At 71.7% G+C, this 26569-nt stretch carries 29 protein-coding genes; 16 read left to right on the forward strand and 13 right to left on the reverse strand.

Annotated features, from left to right (window positions below; translation table 11 throughout):
* From QK288_RS17975 to hutI, 3 genes are read left to right on the forward strand one after another with little or no spacing between them, the layout of a single operon-like run.
* On the forward strand, positions 1 to 1215 hold the full coding sequence (locus tag QK288_RS17975) for an allantoate amidohydrolase (protein WP_281265635.1): 1215 nt from the start codon (positions 1 to 3) through the stop codon (positions 1213 to 1215).
* Positions 1212 to 2612, forward strand: coding sequence for a formimidoylglutamate deiminase (locus QK288_RS17980; RefSeq protein ID WP_281265636.1), 1401 nt, complete (start codon positions 1212 to 1214; stop codon positions 2610 to 2612). The genes QK288_RS17975 and QK288_RS17980 overlap by 4 nt, the downstream gene beginning before the upstream one ends.
* Positions 2609 to 3826 carry an imidazolonepropionase gene (gene hutI / locus QK288_RS17985; protein ID WP_281265637.1) on the forward strand — a complete coding sequence of 406 codons (1218 nt, stop codon included), beginning with the start codon at positions 2609 to 2611 and terminating at the stop codon, positions 3824 to 3826. The genes QK288_RS17980 and hutI overlap by 4 nt, the downstream gene beginning before the upstream one ends.
* Positions 3827 to 3831: 5 nt before the next feature.
* Here hutI and QK288_RS17990 read toward each other — a convergent pair whose 3' ends face one another.
* Genes QK288_RS17990 through QK288_RS18000 form a run of 3 tightly spaced genes read right to left on the reverse strand, consistent with a single transcriptional unit; the run spans position 3832 to position 7193 of the window.
* Positions 3832 to 4983 carry a Gfo/Idh/MocA family oxidoreductase gene (locus QK288_RS17990; protein WP_281265638.1) on the reverse strand — a complete coding sequence of 384 codons (1152 nt, stop codon included), beginning with the start codon at positions 4981 to 4983 and terminating at the stop codon, positions 3832 to 3834.
* Positions 4980 to 5795 (reverse strand): sugar phosphate isomerase/epimerase, encoded by an 816-nt coding sequence (locus tag QK288_RS17995; protein ID WP_281265639.1) that lies wholly within the window; start codon positions 5793 to 5795, stop codon positions 4980 to 4982. The genes QK288_RS17990 and QK288_RS17995 overlap by 4 nt, the downstream gene beginning before the upstream one ends.
* 30 nt (positions 5796 to 5825) lie before the next feature.
* Entirely contained in the window at positions 5826 to 7193 is a 1368-nt protein-coding gene (locus QK288_RS18000) for an MFS transporter (RefSeq protein ID WP_281265640.1), read from the reverse strand.
* 178 nt (positions 7194 to 7371) lie between these two features.
* On the opposite strand from QK288_RS18000, the gene QK288_RS18005 reads away from it, so the two are divergent.
* Positions 7372 to 7956 carry a TetR/AcrR family transcriptional regulator gene (locus tag QK288_RS18005; protein ID WP_281265641.1) on the forward strand — a complete coding sequence of 195 codons (585 nt, stop codon included), beginning with the start codon at positions 7372 to 7374 and terminating at the stop codon, positions 7954 to 7956.
* A 319-nt stretch (positions 7957 to 8275) separates the two neighbouring features.
* A complete protein-coding gene (locus tag QK288_RS18010) occupies positions 8276 to 8845 on the forward strand; it encodes a CPBP family intramembrane glutamic endopeptidase (protein ID WP_281265642.1) in 570 nt (189 codons plus the stop codon).
* A 71-nt stretch (positions 8846 to 8916) separates the two neighbouring features.
* On the opposite strand, the gene QK288_RS18015 is transcribed toward QK288_RS18010, so the two are convergent.
* Entirely contained in the window at positions 8917 to 9552 is a 636-nt protein-coding gene (locus tag QK288_RS18015) for an MBL fold metallo-hydrolase (protein ID WP_281265643.1), read from the reverse strand.
* 36 nt (positions 9553 to 9588) lie between these two features.
* Between QK288_RS18015 and QK288_RS18020 the strand changes: the two genes are divergently transcribed.
* Positions 9589 to 10038, forward strand: coding sequence for a MarR family transcriptional regulator (locus QK288_RS18020; RefSeq protein WP_281265644.1), 450 nt, complete (start codon positions 9589 to 9591; stop codon positions 10036 to 10038).
* A gap of 48 nt (positions 10039 to 10086) precedes the next feature.
* Here the strand turns inward: QK288_RS18020 and QK288_RS18025 are convergent, their stop codons facing one another.
* From QK288_RS18025 to QK288_RS18035, 3 genes are read right to left on the reverse strand one after another with little or no spacing between them, the layout of a single operon-like run.
* On the reverse strand, positions 10087 to 10386 hold the full coding sequence (locus QK288_RS18025; RefSeq protein ID WP_281265645.1) for a hypothetical protein: 300 nt from the start codon (positions 10384 to 10386) through the stop codon (positions 10087 to 10089).
* A 20-nt stretch (positions 10387 to 10406) separates the two neighbouring features.
* A complete protein-coding gene (locus QK288_RS18030; RefSeq protein WP_281265646.1) occupies positions 10407 to 10865 on the reverse strand; it encodes a MarR family winged helix-turn-helix transcriptional regulator in 459 nt (152 codons plus the stop codon).
* 1 nt (position 10866) lies between these two features.
* Positions 10867 to 12579 carry an MDR family MFS transporter gene (locus QK288_RS18035; RefSeq protein ID WP_281265647.1) on the reverse strand — a complete coding sequence of 571 codons (1713 nt, stop codon included), beginning with the start codon at positions 12577 to 12579 and terminating at the stop codon, positions 10867 to 10869.
* 150 nt (positions 12580 to 12729) lie between these two features.
* On the opposite strand from QK288_RS18035, the gene QK288_RS18040 reads away from it, so the two are divergent.
* The 3 genes from QK288_RS18040 to QK288_RS18050 are packed head-to-tail and all read left to right on the forward strand — an operon-like array spanning position 12730 to position 14998.
* Positions 12730 to 13497: a 5-oxoprolinase subunit PxpA gene (locus QK288_RS18040; protein ID WP_281265648.1), complete on the forward strand. Its 768-nt coding sequence runs from the start codon at positions 12730 to 12732 to the stop codon at positions 13495 to 13497.
* Positions 13497 to 14117, forward strand: a complete 621-nt coding sequence (locus QK288_RS18045) for an allophanate hydrolase subunit 1 (protein ID WP_281265649.1) — start codon at positions 13497 to 13499, stop codon at positions 14115 to 14117. Before QK288_RS18040 ends, QK288_RS18045 begins: the two co-directional genes overlap by 1 nt.
* A complete protein-coding gene (locus tag QK288_RS18050) occupies positions 14114 to 14998 on the forward strand; it encodes a biotin-dependent carboxyltransferase family protein (protein ID WP_281265650.1) in 885 nt (294 codons plus the stop codon). Before QK288_RS18045 ends, QK288_RS18050 begins: the two co-directional genes overlap by 4 nt.
* Here the strand turns inward: QK288_RS18050 and QK288_RS18055 are convergent.
* Positions 14988 to 15560, reverse strand: a complete 573-nt coding sequence (locus tag QK288_RS18055; protein ID WP_281265651.1) for a TetR family transcriptional regulator — start codon at positions 15558 to 15560, stop codon at positions 14988 to 14990. The two genes, QK288_RS18050 and QK288_RS18055, sit on opposite strands and share 11 nt — an antisense overlap.
* 23 nt (positions 15561 to 15583) lie before the next feature.
* A complete protein-coding gene (locus tag QK288_RS18060) occupies positions 15584 to 16801 on the reverse strand; it encodes an LCP family protein (RefSeq protein WP_281265652.1) in 1218 nt (405 codons plus the stop codon).
* Positions 16802 to 17065: 264 nt separating this feature from the next.
* On the opposite strand from QK288_RS18060, the gene QK288_RS18065 reads away from it, so the two are divergent.
* The 5 genes from QK288_RS18065 (at position 17066) to QK288_RS18085 (ending at position 21553) form a co-directional block, all read left to right on the forward strand.
* Positions 17066 to 17755: a hypothetical protein gene (locus QK288_RS18065; RefSeq protein WP_281265653.1), complete on the forward strand. Its 690-nt coding sequence runs from the start codon at positions 17066 to 17068 to the stop codon at positions 17753 to 17755.
* Between the two features lie 2 nt (positions 17756 to 17757).
* Positions 17758 to 18915 carry an amidoligase family protein gene (locus tag QK288_RS18070; RefSeq protein WP_281265654.1) on the forward strand — a complete coding sequence of 386 codons (1158 nt, stop codon included), beginning with the start codon at positions 17758 to 17760 and terminating at the stop codon, positions 18913 to 18915.
* A 5-nt stretch (positions 18916 to 18920) separates the two neighbouring features.
* The gene (locus tag QK288_RS18075) at positions 18921 to 20189 is read left to right on the forward strand and encodes a histidine kinase (RefSeq protein ID WP_281265655.1); all 1269 of its coding nucleotides are present in this window, start codon (positions 18921 to 18923) and stop codon (positions 20187 to 20189) included.
* Positions 20186 to 20875: a response regulator transcription factor gene (locus QK288_RS18080; protein WP_281265656.1), complete on the forward strand. Its 690-nt coding sequence runs from the start codon at positions 20186 to 20188 to the stop codon at positions 20873 to 20875. Before QK288_RS18075 ends, QK288_RS18080 begins: the two co-directional genes overlap by 4 nt.
* Positions 20876 to 20941: 66 nt before the next feature.
* Positions 20942 to 21553 (forward strand): LppP/LprE family lipoprotein, encoded by a 612-nt coding sequence (locus QK288_RS18085; protein ID WP_281265657.1) that lies wholly within the window; start codon positions 20942 to 20944, stop codon positions 21551 to 21553.
* A 29-nt stretch (positions 21554 to 21582) separates the two neighbouring features.
* Here the strand turns inward: QK288_RS18085 and QK288_RS18090 are convergent, their stop codons facing one another.
* Genes QK288_RS18090 through QK288_RS18100 form a run of 3 tightly spaced genes read right to left on the reverse strand, consistent with a single transcriptional unit; the run spans position 21583 to position 24396 of the window.
* A complete protein-coding gene (locus tag QK288_RS18090; RefSeq protein WP_281265658.1) occupies positions 21583 to 22611 on the reverse strand; it encodes a DUF2891 family protein in 1029 nt (342 codons plus the stop codon).
* Positions 22598 to 23686, reverse strand: coding sequence for a DUF979 domain-containing protein (locus tag QK288_RS18095; protein ID WP_281265659.1), 1089 nt, complete (start codon positions 23684 to 23686; stop codon positions 22598 to 22600). Before QK288_RS18095 ends, QK288_RS18090 begins: the two co-directional genes overlap by 14 nt.
* Positions 23683 to 24396 (reverse strand): DUF969 domain-containing protein, encoded by a 714-nt coding sequence (locus tag QK288_RS18100; protein ID WP_281265660.1) that lies wholly within the window; start codon positions 24394 to 24396, stop codon positions 23683 to 23685. Before QK288_RS18100 ends, QK288_RS18095 begins: the two co-directional genes overlap by 4 nt.
* A gap of 108 nt (positions 24397 to 24504) precedes the next feature.
* Between QK288_RS18100 and QK288_RS18105 the strand changes: the two genes are divergently transcribed.
* Positions 24505 to 25173: a GntR family transcriptional regulator gene (locus QK288_RS18105; protein ID WP_281265661.1), complete on the forward strand. Its 669-nt coding sequence runs from the start codon at positions 24505 to 24507 to the stop codon at positions 25171 to 25173.
* Here QK288_RS18105 and QK288_RS18110 read toward each other — a convergent pair.
* On the reverse strand, positions 25145 to 25879 hold the full coding sequence (locus QK288_RS18110) for a hypothetical protein (RefSeq protein ID WP_281265662.1): 735 nt from the start codon (positions 25877 to 25879) through the stop codon (positions 25145 to 25147). The two genes, QK288_RS18105 and QK288_RS18110, sit on opposite strands and share 29 nt — an antisense overlap.
* A 62-nt stretch (positions 25880 to 25941) precedes the next feature.
* Here QK288_RS18110 and QK288_RS18115 point away from each other — a divergent pair, with 62 nt between their 5' ends.
* On the forward strand, positions 25942 to 26520 hold the full coding sequence (locus tag QK288_RS18115) for a hypothetical protein (RefSeq protein ID WP_281265663.1): 579 nt from the start codon (positions 25942 to 25944) through the stop codon (positions 26518 to 26520).
* Positions 26521 to 26569: the final 49 nt, after the last annotated feature.

Below are 26569 nucleotides of genomic sequence, written 5' to 3' on the forward strand. Positions count from 1 at the left end.
ATGACCGACTCGGGCGCGACGGTCCTCCCGGGGCTGGCCGAGATCGCCGAGGTCGGGCGGGACACCGTCCGCGGCGGGTACTCCAGGCACCTGCTGGACGACGCCGAGCGCGACCTCCGCGACTGGTTCGTCGAGCGTGCGGAGCGCCTCGGTCTCGACGTCGAGCACGACCGGAACGGCAACACCTGGGCGTGGTGGGGCACACCGGGGCCCGATGCGTTCGTCACGGGCTCCCACCTCGACTCGGTCCCCGGCGGCGGCGCCTTCGACGGCCCGCTCGGCGTCGTCTCGGCGCTCGACGCCGTCGCACGTCTGCAGCAGGAGGGGCACCGCCCGTCGCGACCGACGGCGATCGCCGTCTTCGCCGAGGAGGAGGGCTCACGCTTCGGCGTCGCCTGCCTCGGGTCGCGCCTGCTGAGCGGTGCCATCAGCCCGGAACGCGCGCTCGCGTTGACCGACGTGGACGGCACCAGCCTGGAGGCAGTGCTCACCTCCGCCGGCATCGACCCGTCCGCCGTCGGTCCGGATCCGGATCGCCTGGCCGGCATCGGCACGTTCGTCGAGCTGCACGTCGAGCAGGGGCGCGGACTCGTCGACCTCGGGTCGCCCGTCGCGCTCGCGTCGAGCATCCTCGGGCACGGCCGCTGGCGCTTCCGCTTCTCCGGGCAGGGCAACCACGCCGGCGCGACGCTCATGACCGACCGGCGCGACCCGGTCGTCGCGGCCGCTGCGGCCATCGCCGCCGTGCCCGGGATCGCTCGTGCGGCAGCGGACGCCCGGGCGACGGTCGGACGGCTCCGAGCGGTCCCGGGCGGGACGAACGTGATCGCGTCGACCGCGGAGTTCTGGCTCGACGCCCGGGCCGGCGAGGACACGGTGACCCGCACCGTCGTCGGGGCGATCGTCGCCGCGGCCGAGGACGCCGCCACCGCGAACGGCTGCGCGCTCGAGGTGACCGAGGAGTCCTGGTCGAGCCGTGTCGACTTCCCGGAGGGACCGCGGGCGGCGATCGACCGCGTGCTCGCCGGCGACGTGCCCGTGCTGCCGACGGGCGCGGGGCACGACGCCGGGGTCCTCTCCACGCACGTCCCGTCCGCGATGCTCTTCGTCCGGAACCCCACCGGCGTCTCGCACGCGCCGGAGGAGTGGTCGGACGCCGACGACTGCGCCGCCGGGGTCGAGGCGCTCACGACCGTGATGCGGGCGTCGACGTGACCGGCGGCACTGCCGGTGCGACCACGGTGCACTGCGCGGCCGCGGTGCACTGCGCGACCGCGGTCGTCGACGGCGTCGCACGGTCCGACGTCCGCCTCGACCTCGACGGAGCCGGTCGGATCACCGCCGTGACGGTCGGAGTCTCGCCGCGCGCCGGGGACCTGCGGCTCGGCACCGTCCTCGCCGGATCGGGCAACGCCCACTCGCACGCGTTCCACCGGGTGCTCCGCGGGCGGACCCACGCGGACGGCGGCGACTTCTGGCAGTGGCGCACCGCGATGTACCGCGCCGCCGCAGCCCTCGACCCGGACACGTACCGCCAGCTCGCGGTCGGCGTCTTCGCGGAGATGCTCGCCGCCGGGTGGACCGCCGTCGGGGAGTTCCACTACGTGCACCACCGCCCGGACGGGTCCCGGTACGACGACCCGAACGCCGTCGGCCTCGCCATAGCCGACGCCGCGCGCGAGGTCGGCATCCGCCTGACCCTGCTCGACACCTGCTACCTCACCGGCGCGCCGGGGCAGCCCCTCGCTGCGGAGCAACGCCGCTTCGGCGACGGGTCCGCAGCGGCTTGGCTCGACCGCTGGCACGCGCTCCGAGCCGCGATCGGCGACGACCCGCTCGTGACGGTCGGCGCCGCGGTGCACTCCGTCCGCGCCGTCGCGCCCTCCGACGTCGCGGTGATCGCGAGCGGGCTCCCCGACGACGTCCCGCTCCACGTGCACCTGTCCGAGCAGCCCGCCGAGAACGAGCAGAGCCTCGCCGCGTACGGCGTCCGGCCGACACGGGTGCTCGCCGACGCCGGGGCACTCGGTCCTCGGCTGAGCGTCGTGCACGCCACGCACCTGACCGACGACGAGATCGTCCAGCTCGGGAGCGCCGGGGTCTCCGCGGTGATCTGCCCCACCACCGAGGCGGACCTCGGCGACGGCATCGGTCCGGCCAGGCGACTCGCCGACGCCGGTGCGACCATCGCGCTCGGGTCCGACCAGAACGCCGTCGTCGATCCGTTCCTCGAGGTCCGCGGGCTCGAGGCGGGCGAACGCCTCCACGCCCGACAGCGCGGGGTCTTCCCCCCGCGGGAGCTCGACGCCGCACGGTCCACCGCCGGCTACCGAGCGCTGGGCGTCGCCGGGGGCATCGGCGTCGGCGCCGTGTGCGACGTCGTCGAGATCGACTCCGCGACCGTCCGGACCGTCGGCGCCCGGCCGGAGCAGCTCGTCCTCACGGCGACAGCGTCCGACGTGCTCCGGGTGGTCGTCGGTGGCCGGATCGTCGCCGACCGCGGCGTGCTCGTCGACGGCCGCTCCCCCGCGGCGCTGCTCCACGATGCGATCGACGTGATCGGCGCTGCCGAACCGACCGACTCCGCCTCGACGAACGGACCCCGCGCATGACGAGCGAACTCATCACGGACATCGGCGAACTCCGCGCGATGGACCCCGCGGACGCCGACGGCTCCGACGCGGCCGCCGCGTCCGTCGTCCGTCACGACCAGGCCGTCGTCGTCGAGGACGGCCGCGTCGCGTGGATCGGCCCGGCCGCCGACGCTCCCGCCGCCGACCACCGCACGAGCGTCGGCGGCCGCGCCTGCCTGCCCGGCTGGGTCGACTCGCACACGCACCTCGTCTTCGCCGGTGACCGCGCGACCGAGTTCGTGGACCGGATGGCCGGGCGCCCCTACGAAGCGGGCGGGATCATGACGACGGTCGCGGCGACCCGGGACGCGACCGACGACGAGCTCAGCCGGAGCGCCGCGGCCCTCGTCGACGAGGCCGTCGCACAGGGCACGACGACGATCGAGGCGAAGACGGGCTACGGCCTGGACGTCGACACCGAACTCCGGCTCGCCAGGATCGCCGCGCAGGTCGCGGACGTCGTGACCTTCCTCGGCGCGCACGTGGTGCCGTCGGGAGTCGATCGACGGACGTACCTCGACCTCGTCACCGGCCCGATGCTCGACGCCGTGCGCCCCCACGTCGGGTTCATCGACGTCTTCTGCGAATCGGGGGCGTTCTCCCCCGACGAGTCGCGTGCCGTGCTCCTCACCGGCCGCGCAGCGGGGCTCGGGCTCCGGGTGCACGGCAACCAGCTCGGCGAGACCGGCGGCGTCGCACTGGCCGTCGAGCTCGGCGCAGCGAGCGTCGACCACTGCAACCACCTGTCGGCGGCCGACGTCGACGCGCTCGCGGGGTCCGGCACGATCGCCACGCTGCTGCCGGCGTGCGACCTGTCGACCAGGGCGCCGTTCGCGCCGGCCCGAGCACTGGTCGACGCCGGAGCCCGGATCGCGCTCGCGTCGAACTGCAACCCGGGCACGTCCTTCACGTCGTCGATGCAGTTCCAGGTCGCCACCGCGGTGCTCCAGCAGCGGCTCACGCTCGAGGAGGCGCTCGGTGCGGCGACCCTCGGCGGTGCGGCCGCGCTCGGCCTCGACACCGGCACGGACGCCGTCGGCAGCATCCGCGTCGGCGGGCCGGCCGACCTCCAGGTGATCGACGCGCCGACGGCCGCACACATCCCCTACCGGATCGGCACGCCGCTGACGGCCGCCGTCTGGCGACGCGGCCGACGGACCACCGGGGTCACCGCCGTGGGCGGGCCCCGGTAGCCCGGTCAGACCGCGACGGTCTCAAGCGTCGCCGCGAACGGGTCGAAGTCCTCGGGGAGCGAGGCGATCGGCTCCACCGTCGACTCGACCTCGACGAACGCCCGCGCGGCGATCGACTCCTCGACCGCCACCATCGTGTCGAGCACGTGGTACCCGACCTCGCCGGTGGCGATGTGCGAGCCACCGCCGCGGATCGCCCGCGCCATGTCGAGGACGCCGAGACCACGACCGACCGTCGGCTCCTCGTCGAGGAGCGTCTCGAACGACTGCTCGAACGGGAACGTCGCGTCCTTCGTCAGCGGCCGCGCGATCCGGATCGGGTGCCCACCGCCGAACGTGTTCGGATCCGGCAGCACGATCGTGCCCTCTGTGCCGTTCACCTCGAACACGCCGTGCCGGAACAGCGGGGTGTCGAAGGACAGCAGCGACTGCGCCTGACCGCCCTGCTCGAAGGCCGTCAGCACGGACACGTGCGTCGGGACCTCGACCGGGAAGGACTGCCCGGCGTTCGGCCCGACCACCAGGTCCCTGGTCTCCCGGGACCGCGAACCGGTCGCGACGACGGACGCCACCGGGCCGAGCAGGTGCACGAGCGCCGTGAAGTAGTACGGACCGATGTCGAACAGCGGGCCTGCACCCTTGGCGTAGAGGAACGACGCGTTCGGGTGGAACACGTCAGGTCCCTGCCACTGCATGCTCGTCACGGCGGTCAGCGGGGTGCCGATCGCGCCGGACTCGATCGCGCGCTTGGCGGTCTGCCATCCGGGGCCGAGCACGGTGTCCGGCGCGATGCCGAGCTGCAGCCCGAGTTCGTCCGCCAGGGCGACGAGCCCCGCGGCTGACGCCCGGTCGACCCCGATCGGCTTCTCGCTCCAGACGTGCTTGCCCGCGCGGAGCGCAGCGGTCGAGACCTCGACGTGGGTGGCGGGGAGCGTCAGGTTGATGACGATCTCGACGTCGGGGTCGGCGAGGACGTCGTCACCGGTGCCCGACGCGGGGACGCCCCACTTCGCTGCCGACGCCGCGGCGCGCTCGGTGTCGATGTCGCCGATCCGGACGACCTCGACGTCCGGGAACGTCGTGAGGTTCGTCAGGTACTGCTCGCTGATCATGCCGGCACCGATGAACCCGATGCCGACCCTGCCCGTGCGCGTCATGCCGACACCGCTTCCTTGTCCAGCGTCGCGGCGAGCCACCGGTAGGACTGCTCGACGGCGTCGAAGACGTCCAGCTCCGAGTGGTCGAACTCGATCACGGCGTACTCGAGGGCTGGCGCAGCGGCGAGGACCTCGGCGATCGGCACGTCGCCCTGTCCGGCCGGGGTCTGATCATGCGGGATCTCGGCGGTGGAGATCCCCGAACGCATCGGGCCGTCCTTGACGTGCACGGCGACGATGCGGTCACCGAGCTCCTGGACGAAGGCGACGACGTCGACGCCGGCGGCCGACGCCCAGTACAGGTCGAGCTCGAGCACGACGCGGGGGTCGAGGAGTTCGGCGAGCACCTGCAGTGCGGGCTTGCCGTCGATCTGCGGCCGGAGCTCGTGGTCGTGGTTGTGGTAGCCGACGCGCAGGCCGTGCTCGGCCGCCTCGTCCGCTGCAGCGTTGAGACGCGCTGCGACGCGCTCGACGCCCTCGCGGGTGGTCCACTCGTCGGGTCCGACGAACGGGTCGATGACGATCTCGAGGCCGAGCTCCTTCGCCGCGGCGAACGTGTCGGCGTGCGACGGTGCGGTCATCGTCGTGCCGTCCGGCAGGGGGATCTCCTGCTGGACGAGGAAGGCGTGGCCGGTCGTGGCGGTGATGCCGTGGGCGTCGAACGCCGACTTGAGCTCCGCGGAGCGGCCGACGAAGGCGAACGCCTCGACGGTGTCGAAGCCGATCGCGGCGAGCCGTGCGACCCCGGCGTCGAGGTCCGGCTCCAGCGCGGCGTTCACCGTGTAGAGCTGCAGCGAGATGGCGGGTGCCATGGGGAGTCCTTTCGTTGGTGCCAGGACCGGCTAGCGGACCGACTTGATCGGGAGGATGACGAGCGCACCGAGGAGCACGGCGACACCGGCGCCCCAGAGCATGAGCGTGTAGTTCTGCCCGCCGCCGATGCCGAGGAGGAACAGGCCGACCGCCGGGGCGAGCGACTGCGGCAGTGCGTTGGCGATGTTGATGACGCCGAGGTCCTTGCCGGGGCGCTCCGGGTCCGGCAGCACGTCGACGACCAGCGCGGTGTCGATGGCGGCGTAGATGCCGTAGGCGAAGCCCATCACGATCTCGGCGAAGTAGAACCCGCCGACGCTGTCGACGTGCGCGAGGATGACGAGACCGACCGCGGTGAGCGCGGTGGAGCTCCACACGAACACCTTGCGGCGGCGGACGCGGTCGGACACCCATCCGGAGACCGATGCGCTGACGAGCAGTGCCACCGTGTAGAGGAGCACACCGAACGCGACGACCCCGACCGCTTCGGCCTGCGGGAGCCCGACGCGGTCCTCCATGTACAGCAGCCGGTAGGTCGTGAACATGAACGTGCCGAAGGTGATCAGGAAGCGGCCCCACCAGGCGAGCCCGAAGTCGGGGTGCTTGATCGGGTTGGTCCAGAACGACGAGATCAGGTTGATCCAGCTGAACGGCTTGATCGTGCTCGTCGGCAGGTCGTCACGGGCGACGAACGAGTAGACGAGGATCAGGGCGATCGCCAGGATGCCAGGTGCGATGAAGAGCAGCGGGAGGTTGCCCACCAGGTAGACGGCGAGGTACAGGCCGGCGAGGATCGCGAGGTTCTGCGCGAGGGCGATGACACTCGACGCCTTGCCGCGCTGGAACTCGGGCACGTTGTCGGCGAAGCTCGCGGTCAGCGCAGCCAGCACGGCGTTCGCGGACACCTGCGCCAGGACCCAGGCCACCGTCAGCTGCGGCACGTTCGGCGCGAAGGCGATCCAGGCGAGCGCGACGACGAAGACCACGATGCCGCCGACCATCCACGGACGCCGACGACCCCACCGGGTGCGGGTGCGGTCCGAGAACGCGCCGACGAGCGGGTTCGCGAAGAGTGCACCCAGGGCACCGAACGGCAGCACGGAGCCGACGATCGTCTCGGGGCTCGCGGGGTTCAGCTCGGTCGCCTTGATGGTCATCCCGACGAACACCGGGGTGAGCAGTGCGGCGAAGAGCCCGAACTGCGCGAGACTGAGCGCCCACATGTACTTCCGCCCGACACGCACGGTGCTGACGGACTGCGTGAGGCCCTCGACCGAGAACGCACGGGATGCCGCTGCCGGATCCGTGCTCGTCGCGCCTGCGGCGGCGGTGACCGGCGGGGTTGCGGTCCCGGCGAGACCGGACTGCGGTTCTTCCTTCGACGTCGGTGTCGACATGACTCCTCCTCGAGCCATCAGGGGCAGATGCCCTCCTGGATTCCTAGCCTCGCTAGGTTTTGAGGGACAGTAGCACCGAAAACATCCGCGCGGAAGTATTGCGTCACGATTCCGTAGCAGTTGCCTTGAGCAACAGGTGTCACCGAGACGGCGCGGCCGTCCGCGGTAGCCTTCGACGGTGAGCTCCAACGACGGATCCGGCGCGCGAGGCCCCTACGCCAAGGGCGTGCAGCGTCGGAAGGAGATCCTCGACCGGACGCTCGACGTCGTGGCGTCGAAAGGCATCGACGGCACCTCGCTCCGGGCGATCGGCGAGGCCATCGGGGTCTCGCACGCGGCACTGCGGCACTACTTCGACTCGCGTGAGGCGCTCCTCCTCGAGGTCCTGCGGGAGCGTGACGCGGATTCGACCCGTCGGCTCGAGGGTGTCGACGGCGTCCTGAACCGGATGGCCGAGGCAGCCGACCACAACGTCAGCGTGCCCGGGCTCGTGACGATGTACACGACGCTCCTCGCGACGTCGGTGGAACCGGGCAACGAGACCTCCCGCGCCTTCTTCGCGGAGCGGTTCGAGATCGCCCGCGCGGACCTCGCCGGGCAGCTGCGCGACGAGCTGCAGGCATCCGGTCGACACTCCGACGCCGATCTCGACCAGGTCGCGTCGCTCATCGTCGCCGCGTTCGACGGCCTCCAGGTCCAGTGGCTGCTGGACCGCAGCGTCGACATCGCCGGGACCCTGCGCCTGCTGGAGCGCGTGCTCTGACGAACCCCCGGACGCCCCAGCCGGCCGTCCGTACTGTCGGGCGCATGAGCACCCCGCCGCGCGCACCCGGCCTGCCCCGGAACACCTGGATCGCGCTCGGCGTGGTGGTCGTGTAGGTGCTGCTCGCTGCTGGACTCGGCAACGCGCTCGACGGACTCGCCCCGAGGACGACGTCCGAGCGCAGTTCGCCCTGGGACACCTGATCCCGCTGCCGATCGGGATCGCGCTCGTCCTGCTGTTCCTCCGCGTCGCCCGATGGGGCAGGGGCGTCTGGCGCAAGACCCCGACGCCGGCACTGACGCCCCGTCGCTGGTGGCTCGTGTCGATCCCGGTCCTCGCGGTGCTGGTGCCGATCAGCCAGCTCGACACGGTGCCGTGGGGTGCGCGGAGCGTCTGGTTCCTGGCGCTCATCGCGCTCGGCACGCTCCTGGTGGGGTTCGGCGAGGAGCTCGTGATGCGCGGCGTGCTGCTCACCGCGGTCCGCGAACGGCACGGCGAGTTCGTGACGATGCTCGTCACCGCCGTGGTCTTCGGCGTGGCGCACGCCCCCGGGAGCCTGATCGCCGGTGTCCCACCGGCGTTCGTCCTCTTCCAGGTCGGCGCGCTCGTCGGGACGGGGGTCGCCTACTACTGGGTGCGTCGGGTGACCGGCCGGATCTGGGTCGGGATGCTCGTGCACGCGTTCACGGACTGGGTCCTGTACGTCGCCTCCGACGCAGGCACGCCGACGGCGGCACTTACCGTGGGCACGGGCGACCTCGGCGGCTCCGTCTTCACCGCCGTCGTCTCGGTCCTGCTCCTCCTCGCGACGCTCGTCAGCGTCATCAGCGTCATCCGCGAGGACCGGCGCACCCGACGCGACTCGAAGTACGGGCGCCCCGCGCCCTGACGGACGTCCGGACACGGACAGGAGGCTCGGTGCCAGCTGGCACCGAGCCTCCTGTCTGTCGCCTGGTCGCGTCAGACCGTGATGGTCTCGCCGTCCGGGACGGTGACCAGCTCGACACCGGTCAGCTGCCCCGTGAACTGCGCGAAGGAGCCCTTGCCGGCGTCGCTCAGCATGAGGTCGTGGATCTGCACGGCACGGGCGGGGTGCACGGCGCGCACGAAGTCGACCAGCTCGCCGAGCTTCGCCCAGGGACCGGAGGTCGGGACGAGGAGCGTCTGGACCGATTCCTCGGGCACGAAGTACGCGTCGCCCGGGTGGTACACGTTGCCGTCGACGACGTAGCCGACGTTGCGCATGAGCGGGATGTCCGCGTGGATGACCGCGTGGTCACCACCGACGACCTGCACGGCGAAGCCGGCGGCCTCGAACGCGTCGCCTGCGGTGACCGTCGTGACGCGGCCGTCCCGATCGCCGAGCTCGGCAGCGACGTTCGCCGGAGCCCAGACGCGGAGGTCGGGCTGGGCGTCGAGCGCCGCACCCAGGATCGTGGCGTCGAAGTGGTCGGGGTGGTCGTGGGTGACGAGCACCGCGGTGGTGTGCGCGACGAGTTCCGCGGAGTTCGGCGTGTAGGCGCCCGGATCGATCACGAGGGTCTGCTCGCCCTTGGTGAGCACGACGGTGGCGTGGGTGTACTTCGTGAGTTCCATGCCCGTAACTGTACAGGCTGCCTGTACAGTTTTCCCATGGGCATCGATGAGCAGACGTTCACGCTCGACGACGCGAACGAACTCCGACGGGCGATCGGCGAGAGCGTGCGCGCGATCCGCCGGACGGAGACCACGCCGGAGGGGCAGATCGAGGTGCTCGGGTTCCTCGCCCGGGACGGCGCCTACAGCATCGCGGCGCTCGCGCGGCTGCGACGGGTGCGCCACCAGACGATGCGGGTGACGGTGGCGGACCTCGAGGAGCAGGGGCTCGTGGCGCGGACCCCGGACCCGGCCGATGCCCGGGGCGTGCTCGTCGCACTGACCGACACGGGGCGGGAGGTGATCGCGTCCTCGCGCATCCGCCGGTCGACGCGGATCCTGGCGGCCGCCGAACGTGCGCTGACACCGTCCGAGCGAGCGGTCCTCGCGCAGGCCGCCGCCGCGCTCGACAAGCTGACGGCGGCGCTGCACGCCGACGGGCAGTGACCGGGGCGCTGCGGCGGCGGCCCGGCACCGCGACTGGTCGGCGACTCCTCAGACGCTGCGGAGACGGCCGGGCCCGACCGGGAGCAGCCCGCCGCGGTACTCGAGGACGTCGTCGGACGCGGTGACGGTCACCGACGCGGCACCGAACCGCCACGCCCGGTTGAACAGGTAGACGCCGAGGGCCGTCGTGCCCTCGTCGGGGACCGCCCACGTGCCCGTCCCCCACTGCGCCGGGTGCCCGACGCCGTCGATCGTCACGGTCGGCCGGGCGAACCACGCGAACGCGGGCTTCACGATCCGGAGCTCGACGCGACGCCTGGTCATCCCCGAGGGCAGCACTGCATCCACCGCCGAAGACTACGGGACGATCAGAGCTGCCGGAGCAACCGTGCGAGCTCGTCGAGGTCGTGCTCGGACCACCGCGAGAGCGCGCCCCGGAACTCGTCCCGAGCGGTACTCCGTGTGCGCTCCATCCGTTCGATCGCGTCCGCGGTGGCCGCGACGATGATCGCCCGCCGATCCGTCGGGTCGGTCGACCGGGACACGAGCCCGAGCTCCTCGAGCTGGTGCAGCTGCCGGCTGAGGACGCTCTTGTCGAACCCGAGGGCCTCGGCGAGGTCGCGCGCACCGGTCGGACCACCGACGACGAGCTCCACCAGTGTCCGGTACCCGGACGGCTGCAGGGCCGGATCGATGTCGTCGGAGCGCTGTCGCATCTGCTGGCGGTACGCGTTGTACAGGGCGGCGAACTGCCGCTCGAGCGTGTCGATGCGGGTCGCGATCCCGTCGGGGACCCCGGGCCCGGCCGACTCCGTTGGCTTGGTCACCTCACGAGTGTCGACCATGTGTCCTGCCACCGCCCTGCGAACCACTGGTCTCGATCACCGGGTTCGAGCCCGTGACGGTCCCGACGCCGGCGAAGTCCTCGGCGGATCCCGCGAGCGGCCCCTGGTCGGTGGAGCGCTCGGCGACGGTCTTCGTGGTGAGCGGCTTGTTCGGCATGAAGACGATCGCCAGGACGAGGAGGATCGCGATCGGAGCGGCGATGAGGAAGATGTTCGCGACCGCCTGGCCGTAGGCGGACTCGATGATCTCGCGGACGCCGTGCGGCAGCTGGCTGACGGCCGGGATGCTGCCGGAGGCGAGCTCCTTCGCGACGGCTGCGCCCTTCTCGCCGAGCGCCGCGATCGCCTTGCCGAGCTCCGCCTGCTTGTCACCGATCAGGTCCGATACCCGGGTGCCGAGGACGGTCCCGAGGACGGAGACGCCGAGCGCACCACCGAGCGACCGGAAGAACGCAACACCGGCGGACGCCGCACCGATGTTCTTCGGCTCGGTGGTGTTCTGCACGACGAGGACGAGGTTCTGCATGACCGAGCCGACCCCGGCGCCCATGACGAACATGTAGACCGCGACGACGACGTACGGGGTGTCGTACTGGATCGTGCCCATCAGTGCGAGACCGACCACGAGTGCGATCGACCCGATCGTCATGATCGGCTTCCACTTGCCCGTCTTCGTGACGAGCATGCCGCCGACGGTCGAGGCGATGAGCAGACCGCCGATCATCGGGATGGTGAGGAGGCCGGACTGCGTCGGGGTCGCCCCGCGGGCCAGCTGCATGTACTGCGCCAGGTAGACCGTCGCGCCGAACATGGCGATGCCGACGGCGATCGAGCCGATCACGGCCATCGTGAAGGTGCGGTTCCGGAAGAGGGTCATCGGGATGACCGGCTCCGTGGCGCGCAGCTCGACGAACACGGTGGCGACGAGCAGGACGACCGCGCCGATCACCATGACGAAGGACGTGGGCGACACCCAGTCGAAGTTCTTGCCGGCCAGCGTGACCCAGATCAGCAGCAGCGAGACGCCGCCCGCGATGAACGCGATGCCGAGGTAGTCGATCGAGACCTTGCGCTTCGGCAGGGCACGCAGCTTCAGGGTGAGCTGGAGCAGGATGATCGCGGCGATCGCGAACGGGACGCCGACGAAGAAGTTCCAGCGCCATCCGAGGCTGTCCGTCAGCAGACCGCCGAACAGCGGGCCGCCGACGGTGCCGACCGCCATGACGGCACCGAAGTAGCCGCCGTAGCGCCCGCGCTCGCGGGGGCTGATGATGTCGGCGAGGATGATCTGGCTCAGCGCGGTCAGACCACCGGCGCCGAGGCCCTGCACCACGCGGAAGGTGATGAGCGTGCCGGGGTTCTCCGAGAAGCCGGCGAGTGCGGAGCCGAGGACGAAGATCACCAGCGACAGCTGGATGAGGAGCTTGCGGTTGAAGAGGTCGGCGAGCTTGCCCCAGACCGGGGTCGACACCGTCGTGGCGAGCAGGGTCGACGTCACCACCCACGTGTAGGCGCTCTCGCCACCACCCAGGTCGCCGATGATGCGCGGGAGCGAAGTGCTGACCACCGTCGACGCCAGGATCGCGACGAACATGCCGAGCAGCAGGCCGGACAGGGCCTCGAGCACCTGACGGTGCGACATCGCGGGTGCTGCAGACTCTTGGTCGTGCACGGCTGCTGGTGGTGTGTGTGACATCGGGCTCCCTCGGTGGAACGGGATGCCACGCTGCATCCGAAAAGTTGACAGACGTCAATCATCGCACATGGTTGACCGATGTCAACGAGTGCGGCCGACATGGTTGGCCGCTAGATTGTTGAACAACTTCGGCGACGACAGGGGGTACGCGTGACGACGATCGACCTGAACAGCGACCTCGGCGAGGGCTACGGCGCCTGGACGATGGGCGACGACACCGCGATGCTCGACGTCGTCTCGAGCGCGAACGTCGCCTGCGGCTTCCATGCCGGCGACCCGACGATCATGCTCGCCACGGCCCGCGCTGCGGCATCGCGTGGGGTCGCGGTCGGGGCGCACGTGGCCTACCGCGACCTCGTGGGCTTCGGTCGCAGACCGGTCCAGGTCACGCCGGACGAACTGCACGCCGACGTCGTCCACCAGCTCGGCGCGATGGCGGCCACCGCACGGGTCGCCGGCACGACCGTGACCTACGTGAAGCCGCACGGCGCGCTGTACAACACCGCGTGCGCAGACCCGGTGCAGGCCGACGCGGTGACCCGGGCGGTCGCCGACGTCGACCCGTCCCTGGCCGTGCTCGCGCTGCCGGGGTCCGAACTCCTCCGTGCCGCCGAACGCCAAGGACTGCGCTCGGTCACCGAGTCCTTCGCGGACCGCGCGTACGAACCGGACGGGTCGCTGGTGTCGAGGAGCACGGCGGGCGCGGTGCTGCACGACCCGGACGTCGTGGCGGCCCGCGTGCTCCGGATGGTCACCGAGGGCGTCGCCACCGCTGTCGACGGCTCGGAGATCCCGGTGCGCGCCGACTCGGTCTGCGTGCACGGTGACTCACCGGACGCCGTCGCGATGGCCCGCGCGATCCGTGCACTGCTCACCGAGCAGGGCATCACGATCGCGCCGTTCGCCCCGGCGCCGTGATGCCCGACGTGCGACCAGCGGGTGGCACCGCCCTGCTCGTCACGTTCGGGTCGCTGGCCGAGGTCGTGGCGTTCCGCGCGGGGATCACCGCCGCGGTGCTCCCAGGCGTGACCGAGGTCGTGTCCGGCGCCCGCACGCTCCTCGTCCGGTTCGACCCGGCCAGGACGGACGCCGGGCGGCTCCGCGCCGACCTCGCGCGCGTTGAGCCCGCGGACACCGAGCGGGCCGGCGACATCGACCCGCTCGTCGTCCCCGTCACCTACGACGGCGACGATCTCGACGCGGTCGGCTCCATCACGGGCATGACGCGGGACGAGCTCGTCGCGTGGCACACGGATCAGGTCTGGACGAGCGCGTTCTGCGGCTTCGCCCCGGGTTTCAGCTACCTCACCGGCACCTCGCCCGCGTTGGACCTCCCCCGTCGCGACACCGCGCGCACCGCCGTCCCGAGCGGGGCCGTCGCCCTCGCGGGCGAGTTCAGCGCGGTCTACCCGCGGGTCTCGCCCGGCGGATGGCAGCTCATCGGCCGCACCGACGTCCCGATGTGGTCGGTCGACCGCGACCCACCGGCGCTCGCCCCCGCTGGCACCCGGATCCGCTTCGTGAGGGCCGACTCGTGAGCACGCTCACCGTCCTGCGCGTCGGCTTCGGCGTCACGACCCAGGACCTCGGTCGCCCCGGCCTCAGCGACATGGGCCTCGGCGCAGCAGGTGCCGCCGATCGCGGGTCCGCAGCACTGGCCAACCGCATGGTCGGCAACCGTCCGGACGCGGCCGTCCTGGAGGCCCTGCTCGGCTCCGTCACGCTCCGCGCCGATTCGCACGTGGTCACCGCCGTCACCGGGGCCGCTCCCGCGGTCCACGTCACGCGGGCGGACGGCTCGGTCCGCGGCGCGGCCGCGCACGAGGTCGTCACGCTCGACCCCGGCGACACGCTCGACATCGGCGTGCCGGACGCCGGGCTGCGCACGTACGTCGCGGTCCGTGGCGGGTTCGGGGTCGCGCCGGTCCTCGGGAGCCGGTCGTGGGATTCACTCGCGCGGCTCGGTCCGGCGCCCGTGGTCGCCGGCGACGTACTCGACATCGGGAACGCCGCGGACGCGTGGCCCGTCGTCGACGCCGTCGCCCCGCCGCTCGGGCCCTGGCCGTGGGAGCCCGTCGTGCTCGACGTCGTGCCGGGGCCCCGCGACGGCTGGTTCACGCCCGGGTGGCGGACGACGCTGACCGGCCAGGACCACCACGTCACGCAGGACAGCGACCGTGTCGGGGTCCGGACGACCGCCGCCGAACCATTGGTCCGGGCGGTCACGCACGAGCTCCCGAGCGAAGGCGTCGAGACCGGCTCGCTGCAGGTCCCACCGGCGGGCTTCCCCGTGCTCTTCCTCGCCGACCACCCGGTGACCGGCGGCTACCCGGTCGTCGCGGTCCTCACGCCGGGGTCCGTCGACCGTGCGGCACAGCTTCGCCCGGGCGACACGGTCCGCTTCCGCGTCAGCGGATGAGCGCGGCGACGGCGTCGACGACGATCTGCCGCCGCCGTGCCGGGGTGACCGCTCGGACGAGTGGCTCGAACCCTGCCGGTGTCGTGCTCCACATCGCCGCCGTGGTGAGGACGAGCGCGAGGAGTACGGCCGGCCGGTAGCTCCGCGGGACGACGCCGGCGCGCTGCGCGTGCTCGATCGCCGACACGACGGCCTCGTTGGCGACGACGACGTCCTCGACGGGGCTGGCGTCCTGGCGTTCCAGGCGGTACCAGGTCGCCAGACGCAGTGCCCAGGGTCGACGGGCGTAGCTGTCGTGCAGTCGCCCGGCGTACTCCGGGAGGTCGTCGGTGTCGAGCGGCACGTCCTCGAGCGTCTCCGCGACGGATTGCGCGACGACCGCGTCGAACAGCCCTTCCTTGCTCCCGAAGTAGTGGAAGATCTGCGCCTTGTTGCTCGACGACGCCGCCGAGATGCGCTCGATCCGGGACGCTGCGAGCCCGACGGCCGCGAACTCGTCACGCCCGGCGAGCAGGAGTCGTGCCCGGACGGCGTCGGCGGGCGGGGGCGTGAAGGCGGCCATGGCCACCACGCTACCGACTCGCGTCAGCGCTTCGCCGCACAGGTGACGGTGGCCGCACTCTGCCCGGAGACGTCGGCCGGGAGCGGCGACGAGGTGGGCGGAGCCGATCCCCCTGGTGCCGATCCCCCTGGTGCTGTTGCTCCCCCCGGTGCGGCCGACCCGTCTGGTGCTCCCGACGGCGGGGCCGACGGGTCGCGGACTGCGGAACGACCGAGGCTCTCCGCTCCGAGCACCACCGGCTGGTCGTGCTGCAGCACGGCGTTCAGGGTGCTCGCCGGCCCCTTCGCGACCAGGACCCGCGCGGGATCCGTCGGGTCGTCGACGACCGGGTACTGGACGAAGGACATGTTCGACAGCCCGACGGAGTTCACGGCGAGGGCCAGCCGTGCGAGCGTCGTCGGGTCGGCCAGCGTGTCGGAGAGCGTCATGTGCTTCGACGCCGTCGTGGCGAGCCGCAGGACCTTGCCGGGGTCGGTCAGCGTGTGGGCGGACACGGTCTGCCGCGCCAGCGCCGCCATGAAGGTCTGTTGGTTGCTGATCCGGGCGAGGTCGCTGGAGTCACCGACCCCGTAGCGCGACCGGAGGAACGCGGCCGCCTCGGCACCGTTCAGCTCCTGGTCGCCCGCCTGCAGGTCGAGGGCCGGGGTGACGTCGGTGTCGTGGATCGGGGTCGCGAGACACACCTCGACCCCACCGACGGCGTCCGCCATCGCCACGACGCCGTCGAAGGTGATCATGCCGGCGTAGCCGATCTGGAGCCCGGTGAGCTGGTCGATCGTCTTCGCGACACAGGCGAGCCCGTGCTGCTCACCCCCTCGGCCGAGCGCGGTGTTGAGCATCGCGGCCGGGACCGCGGGCGTGACCGTGCCCTGGTCGTTCTCGCACGCGGGGATCGGGACCACGAGGTCGCGCGGGAAGCTGACGACCGCCATGTTCGTGTGGTCCGCGGAGATGTGCACGAGCAGGTTCGAGTCGTTGTGCCCGACACCCGAACTCGCACGGCGGTTCGCGGCGTCGTCGAACCCGGCGCCCTGCCCGTCGCGGGTGTCGGTCGCGACGAGCAACATGTTCACCTCGCCGCTCGCGGCCGTCAGCTGCGGCGCACGGGTCTGGTGGCTGCCGGGCATGGCCAGCGAGACCGTCGGCTTCGCATCGCGCACCACCTGCCACGACGCGATCGCGGCGACGGAACCGACGCTCACCAAGCCGATCGCGGCGACCGCGGCGACGGCCTTGACCATCGGTCCGAGCGTGCCGTGCCGTCGCTGCCGACCGTGTCGCGCAGCGGGTACCCCTCCGCGCGTCACCGGATCGTCCCCGTTGCGAACCCCTCATCGTGCATGTCGTCAGTCTCGACCAGCGCCGGCGGACGCCGGATCATCCTTTGGTCGATGATCCGGGACCGATGGTCTGAATCGCTCCGTCCGCGTTGCCGGCCCGGGACGGCGCTCGTAGTGTCGACGTGTCGCTGGCGGACGAGCCGTCGAGCGGACGAGGAGCGTTGCATGTCGAACCGCGAGACCGGCCCCCGGAACACCACCGGAGCGGCGTTCCGACGCTCTGCCGCCACCGTGGCGGTCGCCTGCGCCGTGGCCGGATCGCTCGTCGGCCTCGGTTCCGTGGGCGCGCTCGCCGCTCCGGAACGCACGTCGGCGCACGCTTCGATTCCGACTGCCCAGCCGACACCCGTGCCGAAGGTGCAGTACGGCGATGCGGACATCGCGCGGTTCCGGGCGTCGCCCTACGCGGACGACGCGGTCGCACTGGCCGCGGTGTGGGGCACCGACCTCGCGACGGCGAAGGGCCGAGCGGGTGCCGATCTCCGCACCGGGACCGCGCTGCCCTTCGCGGCGGGGGACGCCGCGAGCTACCCGTTCACGCCGGAGCAGCAGCGGGACGCCTTCTTCCTCGGCTACGGCGACTTCCGACAGGCGCTCGGGCTCGCCGTGCAGTGGGGCGTGCCCGACGTCTACGCCGTGAAGTCGAAGCTCGGGTCGAAGATGCTCGCCCATCTCCCCGTGCCGTTGGCCCCGACCACCTACACCGAGGCCGAAGAGGCCCGGGCGTTCACCGCGAGCGGGTACGACGAGGGCGACGCCGCCCGACTCGCGGCGCTCTGGCAGAGCCCCTCGACGTACAGCGCAGAGGTCCGTGCCGGGCAGGCGCTCCTCGCCGGCGACGCACTGCCCGTCTGAGCGTGCCCGCCCCCGACGCCCTCACCACGCGGACCGGATTCGAGATCGAACTGCTCGCCCCGGTCGGCAGCAGTCGCCGTGCACTGGCAGAGCGCATCGCCGACGAACACGGCGGGAGTGTCCTCCGGGTGTTCCACGTCGACTCCGAGCCGTCGCTCGTACCGGGCATGGGCCAGTTCTGGCACCTGACACCCGGGTACCGGATCGACGACGCGACCGGGACCGAACTCGCCACCCTGGTCGACGACATCACGATCGTCGAGGACATCCGACGCGACCAGCTCGCCGCCCGGTGCGGGGAGACCGGCCACCAGGGGTGCCCGCTCTGTCGGCCGGATCCGGACCCCGACGCGTTCCGGATCCTGTCCGACGACCTCCGGCTCCTCCGGCTCGCCGGGGACACCACCGGCGCGCAGACACGCTTCGAACACGTCCTGGACGGCATCGCCCGGGTATTCGACGTCCCGGTCGAGACGGTCGGCGCGGTGCGACGGGTCCGCGACCGCGCCGGAGCGAGCATCGCCATGGCGACCGCGGTCGCACCGGGGCGTGAACGACCGTGCGAGATCGTGACGCCACCGATCCGCTCCGGGCACACCGAAGCGCTCGAGGCACTGCTCGGACCGGCGCGGGCGCTCGGCTTCCGGGTCCCGGTCGAAGCAGCCGTCCACCTGCACCTGGATGCCGGTCCGTTCCGGAGCGTCCCGGCGTTCGCGAACGTCGTCCGGTTGTTCACCGGGTACCGCAGCGGGATGCACGCCGCCCTCGGGACGAACCCGCACTGTGTCCGGACCGGCGCACTCCCCGAGGCCCTCACCACGGTGGTCGACACCGAGTCGCGGTCCGGCGCGGACTGGCCGCGACTGCAGGAAGCAGTCCGCACGCTCGGACTCACGAAGTACCTCGACGTGAACCTCACCGCGCTCCTGACCGACACCCCGCCCCGTGACACCATCGAGGTCCGGATCCTGCCCGGCATGCTGGACGGCGCAGACATCACGGGGCGGGCGGCGATCGTGGAGGCCCTCCTGGAACGGTGTCTGGATCCGACGCCGCTCCCGCAGCCACCGCGTGGGGTGCCGTCCGAGGAGGCGCTGCTCGTCCTCCTCGCCGACGCTCGGGCCCGACAGCTGCAACGCATCCGTCCGGCGTTAGCGTGAGACCCGTGCGACGGCGACGCGAACCGATGGTCCTGCTCCGGGGACCCTCGCGACGACGGCTCGTCGTCATCGCAGCGGGCACCGCCGCGTACTTCGTCGGACTCGCCGTGGCGCTGCACCTGGCCTGGTACCCACAGGGGCTCCCCGGGTACGTGTTCTTCGGGGTCGCCGCCGCCGTCGCCGCGGCGACCTGTGTGCGATGGCCGTTGGAGACGTTGACGAACCTCACCGCCTTCACGGCGTACGTCTGTCTCGCTCCGCTGCCTGAGGAGATGTACGGCTTGTACGTCCGGCCGCCGGAAGCGCTGATCCCGCTCGCCCTCGTCACCTTCCTGATCATCTCGAACGGCGGTCCGGTGATCGCCCCCGCTGCCACGTTCGGCACGCTCGCGGTCCTGACGATCGTGCCGTGGAAGGACGTCGTGCAACTGGCCACCGAACACCGTCCGTGGTCCGAGGCCGCCCTCATCGACTCCGGGACCGATCGGTCGGTGCTGCTCGGCGAACTGATCGGCTGCGCGCTCGTCGTGCTCGTCGCCGTGATGCTCCGGCGGCAACGGCGGGTCACCGCGCAGCTCGCCGAACAGAACCGCGAGCTGACACGCCTGCAGGCCGCCACGATCGCGCACGCCGCCGAACGCGAACGCACCCGCGTCGCCCGCGAGGTGCACGACGAGGTGGCGCACCACGTCGCCGCACTCGTCATCCACGCCCAGTCCTCCCTGCGGATCGCCGACCGCGACCCCGGACAGCTCGTCGACGCCATGCGGGTCGTCGCCGAGGGCGGCCAGGACGTCCTCGCGCGCATCCGCTCGGTCGTCCGCGTCCTCCGCGTGCCCCCGGAGACGGCACCGGCACTCGGCAGCCTCACCGACGAACTCCTCGCCCTCTCCGAACGGATCCGCGCGATCGGGTACGACGTGGACAGCAGCGTGACGGTCCGTGGAGAGGTCCCCGAGCGCGAACGCGCCGCCATCCTCGGCATCGTCCAGGAGAGTCTGACGAACGTCATGCTGCACTCGTCCGCGCGGACGATCTGCATCACGGTGCAGGAGCAGCAGTGGTCCTGGACCATCGACGTGACCGACCCTGGTCCGAAGCAGGAGCGGTTCCCAAGCGTGCCCCGAGGCGGCTCGGGGATCCCCTCGATGCGGGAACGGGCCGGTACGTTCGGCGGCGGCGTGGTCGCCGGACCGAACGGGGACGGGTCGGGGTGGTCGGTGTCGGCCACGATCCCGATGATCACCCCCTCTCAGAAGGAGACGACCAGATGACGCTGCGGGTACTCGTCGTGGACGACCAGGCGATCGCACGAGCAGGCCTCGCGACGATGCTGGACGCCGAGGACGACATCGACGTCGTCGGCCAGGCGCACGACGGCGAGAGCGCGGTGCGGGCGGCGCTCGCGACCGAGCCCGACGTCATCGTGATGGACATCCGGATGCCCGGCCTCGACGGCATCGGTGCGACGCGGCGGATCCTCGCCGCACAGGCCTGCGCGGTCGTCCTCATCACGACCTTCGACGACGACCAGTACCTCTTCGACGGCATCGCAGCCGGTGCTTCCGGGTTCCTGTTGAAGGACTCCGGACCGGACCTCATCGGCGCCGCCGTCCGCGCCGCCGCCCGTGGGGACTCCCTCATCGACCCGGCGATGACGCGTGCGCTGATCGACCAGTCGATCGCCCCCGCTCCGGCTCGGCGGGCCGACGCGGTCCAGCAAGCCGCTCTGGCGTCGCTCAGTGACCGCGAACGTGACGTCCTCAGCGCCGTCGCCCGCGGCCTGAGCAACGGGGAGATCGCCAGCGAGATGTTCCTCAGCACCGCGACCGTGAAGAGCCACATCTCGAGCGTCTTCGCGAAGACGGGCACGAAGACCCGCGTGCAGGCGGTGGTGTTCGCATTCGCGACGGGCTTCACGGATCCGAGCACCGGCGAGCCGGTTCCACCATCGGGCTGACCGCGAACCGCGGTGATTCCGACGAAGGGAGGAACGCGAGGCCGCCAGGACGCGCACCGTGGAGACATGCGCACCATCCGGATCGGTCTCAGTCTCCTCGCCGCCACCGCAACCCTGGCGGCACTCTCCGCCTGCTCGGGCACCGGCACCCCGACAGCGTCCCCGACCGCCACGTCGACCGCCGACGCCACGACCACGACCGCCACGCAGCACGCGACTCCCCCGACGTCCCCGTCGTCGTCGGCAACAGCACAGGGGTCGTGCGGCACCGAGTCCGCTGCGACGGCCGTGCAGCAGGCGGTCGCGACCCTGCCCCGCCCGGTCCCGAACCTGCCGGACGCAACGTGGGACGCATCCCACGCGGACACATCCGGGTACGACTCGTGCGCCGCGCTCGCGTGGTCCGTCGTCTCGGTGGCCGACGGGACGCCGAGCTCCCCGAACGCCATCCTGCTGTTCCACGACGGCAAGTACCTCGGCACCGCCACCAAGGTGCAGTACCCGTTCGAGCCGACGGTCACCCGGAAGTCCGACACCTCGATCGCGGTCACCTACCGGTATGCGAAGCAGACCGACGCGAACGCGAACCCGTCGGGCACCGCGGACGCCACCTTCACGTGGGACACCGCCGCCGGCAAGGTCGAGATGGCGGGTGCGGTTCCTCCGGCGTCGTCCTGACCCCGTCGGGACGCACGCCGCCCGGGTCGTCAGCGGGCGGCGTGCTCCCGCGCTTCCATCGCGTCCCAGGCGAAGCTCGCGAGCCAGTGCGTCGAGTAGTACTCCTCGCCGACGCTTGCGGCCAACCCCGACGCGAGGAGCCGATCCGCCGCGTCGTCGAGCACCGCGGCGAGCGGCTCGCCGTCACCCAACGCGTCTGCGATGCGACGGGCCGATCCGGCACGCGACAGGTCGAGCCCGAACAGGTGCACCTGCTGCGGGTCGTTCTCGTCGCGGACGGTGGTCGAGCTGAGGATCGCGTCGCCCGGCTGCACCTCGGACAGGAAGGCACGGGCCCAGCGCGCGAACTCCGCCGCCGGCAGCACCGCGCGCATGAGGTCCGCCTCGGCCAGGCCCGCGGACAGGAAGTCGTGCCCGCTGCGTTCCCAGGCGAACGGCCACCCGGCGTCGTCGCCGAACCACTGCCGCGCAGCGCGCTCGCACGTCGCCGCGAGTTCGTCGCGCCCGAGGGACCGTGCCGCCTCGAGCACGAGCAGCAGCCCGAACGCGGAGTTCGCGTGCACGCCGTGTCGCACCGGGTGGGCGGCACCGTCGACCCAGTTCGTGACGAGCTCCTCGACGACGTCGACCAGCGGGACGAACCCGGGCGCGAGGGACCGGATCGCCAGGACCTCTGATGCGGTGACCTCGGCGGCGAGCCGCATCAGCCAGGCCCATCCGTACGGGCGCTCGTAGTGCGGCGTCCCGCGGAGGTACGCCGCTTCCGTCGCGAGGTGATCCGCGCTGAGGTGGGCCTGCAGGACGGAGGTGAGCCGTGCCTCCAGTCCGGTCGGCAGACCGAACGCGACCAGGCGCGCTGCGAGCCAGTGCATGTGCACCGAGGAGTGCCAGTCGTAGGACGTGGCGAACGCGGGGTGCAGCTCGACGGGGAGCGCCCGGTCGTCCGGACCGGACGTCGTGTGGTGCGCCGCGTAAGGGTACTCGCGGGTGGTGTTCTCCACGGCGACGGCCGCGAAGCGGTCGGCCCAGGCGGCGCGGGCCAGATCAGAATGCGACAAGGTACATGACTCCCATGTTGACGACGAGCAGGATGGCGGCGGTCGGGATCTGCGCCTTGATCGGCCCGTACTTGTCCCGCATCTCGAGCAGGGCAGCGGGGACGAGGTTGAAGTTCGCGGCCATCGGGGTGACGAGGGTGCCGCAGAAGCCGGCGAGCATGCCGATCGCGAAGATCGCGGCCGGGTTGCCGTCGAAGCCCTGGACGAGCACCGGCCAGCCGATCGCGGCGGTCATGATCGGGAAGGCGGCGAACGCGTTGCCCATGATGATCGTGAACAGCGCCATGCCGAGGCAGTAGACCACCACCGCGGCGATCAGGGAGCCGCCGGGCAGGATCGTCTTGATGATCGTCCCGACGGCGTCGCCGACCCCGGCCTGGGTGAAGACGATGCCGAGCGTGGAGAGCATCTGCGGCAAGAGCGCTGCCCAGCCGATGGCCTGCAGCAGGCGGCCGCCCTCGCGCAACGGCGTCGCGACCTTCGGCGGCCGCAGGATGAACACCGCGACGACGACCGCGAGCACCGACCCGATGCCGAGTCCGGTCAGGGTCGCGCTGCCCTCGGCGAGGAGCGGCTTGCCACCGATCGACACGAGGGGGCCGAGCGTCGCGACGAGCACCGCCACGACCGGCACGACCAGCGCCGGCACGAAGAGCCGGTTGCCGTACCGCGCGGCGAGGGTCGCGCGTTCCGCGGGGCTGGTCGTCGCGAGCACGCCCGTCGCACTGCTCGGACGAACGGTCACGCCGGTGGGTTCCGCGGGCCCCGTCTCCGCCCCCGCGCCCGCTCCGGGAACGGTCGCGACCCGGGTGCGGCTCGGCCGGCCGCCCCGTGCCGTCGTGCCGGTGAAGCCGAGCCCGGCGAGCGCGACCATCACGAGGACCGCGGCCCCCAGCACCCACGCCGGGGCCGTCTTCGCCGTGACGAACGTGCCGTAGAAGAAGGACAGGCCGAGGATCCCCCAGAAGCCGGCGTTGCCGAGACGCTTGGCGTGCGTGGTGTCCGTCACGATGAGGACCGCGACGGCGATGAAGAACGCCCCGATGAGCCAGTAGAGCCATTCGCTGGTGATCACGCGGTCGCTCCGATGCTCGCCGAGGTGTCCGAGTTCCGCATGTCCGCGGCCATCCGGTCGAGCTTCCGGTCGAACAGCAGCAGCCGTGTGCCGTGCACCAAGAGCGCGGCGATGCCCGTCGGGATCGCCCACAGCGCCAGGTCGATCGGCTCGAGCGACAGCCCGTACGTCGCGTCGACGAAGGTCGTGATGAGCAGGATGGAGCCGACCGCGACGAAGACGTCCTCGCCGAAGAACACCCCCACGGTGTCCGACGACGCCGAGTAGCCCTTGATCTTCTCGCGCATCCGCTCGTCGATCCGGCCGTACTTCTTCGTCGCCGCGCCTTCTGCCATCGGGTGCACGAGCGGACGGACGGTCTGTGCCGGACCGCCGATGCTCGTCAGGCCGACGGCCGCGGTGATCTGCCGGACCGCCAGGTAGCCCGCCAGGATCCTGCCGGTCGTGAGCTTGTCGAGCTTCGCGATGAGTCGCTTGGCCTGGTCCTGCAGGCCGTAGCGCTCGATCAGGCCGATCACCGGCAGGACCAACGCGAAGGTGGTGACGGACCGGCTGGAGGCGAACCCGTTGCCGAACGCGTCGAGGATGCCGACGGGACCGATCCCGCCGATGGCCGCGGTGACGATGCCCGCGACGGTCACGACGAGCAGCGCGTTGACACGCAACGCGAACCCGACGATGACGACGGCGACGCCGATGAGGACGAACATGCGGGACAGTCTGGACGCGATTGTTCAACAATCGCAAGACCCTGCCGGGATCTGTAACACCACGGTCACACGCCTGCCCTGTGGAGGGATCGTGCCAGGATCGTCGGCATGACCCGAACCGTCGGCACCGCTGAGTCCGTCGCCGACCGGCTCCGTTCCGCCATCTCAGCCGGGGACTTCTCCCCAGGCGCGCAGCTGTCCGAGGAACGGCTGAGCGAGCAGCTCGGGGTCTCACGGAACACCCTGCGCGAGGCGTTCCGGCTCCTCGCGAGGGATCGTCTCGTGGAGCACGTGTTCAACCGTGGGGTGTTCGTCCGCCGGCTCTCCGCGGACGACGTCGCCGACCTCTACGCCGCCCGACGGGTGCTCGAGGACGCGGCGGTCCGCGCGATCCCGCCGGACTCCCCCGCGCTGGCGTCCGCCGCTGACGCCGTCGACGCCGCACACGCAGCAGCAGCCGCCGGGAACTGGCGCGCCGTCGGCACCGCGGACATCGCGTTCCACTCGGCGCTCGTCCGGGCCGTGCCGAGCACCCGGGTCCACGCACTCATGGACTCGTTGCTCGCGGAGATGCGGCTGGCGTTCCTCACGACGGACGACCCCGCGTCGTTCCACGCCGGGTTCGTGGAGCGGAACGCCGCGATCGTCGCGGCGCTGCGCGCCGGGGACACCTCGACTGCGTCAGCGCTGCTGACCGACTACCTCGACGACGCGGAGCGGACGCTCCGGACGGCCGCGGGTACAGACGTCACCGTGCGGACGGGAGCCACTCGCTGAATCGGGGGCCGACCACCTCCACGTGACGTTCCGGCACCAGGGCGCCCGCACGGAACGCCCGACCGGTCCGTCCGGGGATCCGGAGTGGCACCGGCACGAGCCCGGGAAGGCGCATGGCCCGCGTCATCTCCCACAGCGTCGTGGTCTCGGGACCGGCGACCTCCACGACCGGGGCCGTCCGCGCGCCGACCACGACGTCCGCGATCACCCCGGCGACCGCGTCGAGGGAGACGGGAGCGATCGTCATGCCCGGGACGAGCACGAACGGCCCGAACCGCATCCGCTCGGTGTTCTGCCGCGCGAACTCGAACCACTGCGTCGACCGGACCACGGTGAGCAGGGGGCTGACCGCGGCTGCCGCCTGCTCCTGCGCCGTCTTGCCCGCGAAGTACCCGTACCCCTGCACCTCGGGTCGCGTGCAGTTGACGATCGAGAGCAGCACGTGCCGCGCGCCGCGTCGGGCGGTCGCGGCACCGATGGCTCGCGTCGACCGTGTGAAGAAGTCCGTCGCACGCCTCCGGCTCGTCGTGAACAGCCCGGTGGCCTCGACGACCACCTCCGCATCCCCCAGGGCGGCGTCGACGTCGTCGCGCACGACGTCGAACCCCGTCGACCGGGACAGCTGCGTCACCGTGCACCCTCGCGCCGCCACCGCATCCGCGATCGCCTTCCCGGAGATGCCCCCTCCGACCACTACCGCACGCATGACACAGTCCGTTCTCTACACATGTAGAGAACACTACGATGGTAGAGACGGAGAGGGAAGTGATGGGACGACGCGAGGACCTCGCCGACGCCGGCGTGCGGCTGACGGCACGAGGGGGAACCAGGGCACTCACCCACCGGGCGGTGGACGCAGAAGCCGGCGTGCCGTCGGGATCGACGTCCTACTACGCGTCGACACGACGCGAACTCACCGCGCTCGTGGTTGCCCGAATCACGTCGCAACTCGCCGAGGACCTCGTCGCCCTGCAGATCCCCGAGCAGGTCGACGAGGACGCGGTGGTCTCGATCGCGGTGGGGTTCCTCGAGCACCTCGCTGCCCGTGACGTGGCACAGTCCGTCCGACTGGCGTTGCTCCTCGAACTCCGGGACGATGCGGAACTCCGCGCACCCCTCACCGCGGCCGACCCGGTCCGGGCAGCACTCATCGACACGGCGCGAACCCTGTTGGAGCGGATCGACGTCGTCGCACCGGAGCGGTGCGCCATCGATCTGGTCGGGCTCGTCGACGCACTCCTGCTGTACCGCACGGCGGCCGTGGCCCCCGTGGACGAGGGGTCGATCCTCGGGGCGTACGTCGCCGGGCTCCCGCGACGTACGGCACCAGGACACCGGACGCACTGATCACCGCGCCGACGACGCGGTCATCTTGATGAGCAGGAGTAATAGGTAT

The sequence above is a fragment of the Curtobacterium sp. 9128 genome (genome assembly GCF_900086645.1).
In the GTDB taxonomy this organism is placed as follows: Bacteria; Actinomycetota; Actinomycetes; order Actinomycetales; family Microbacteriaceae; genus Curtobacterium.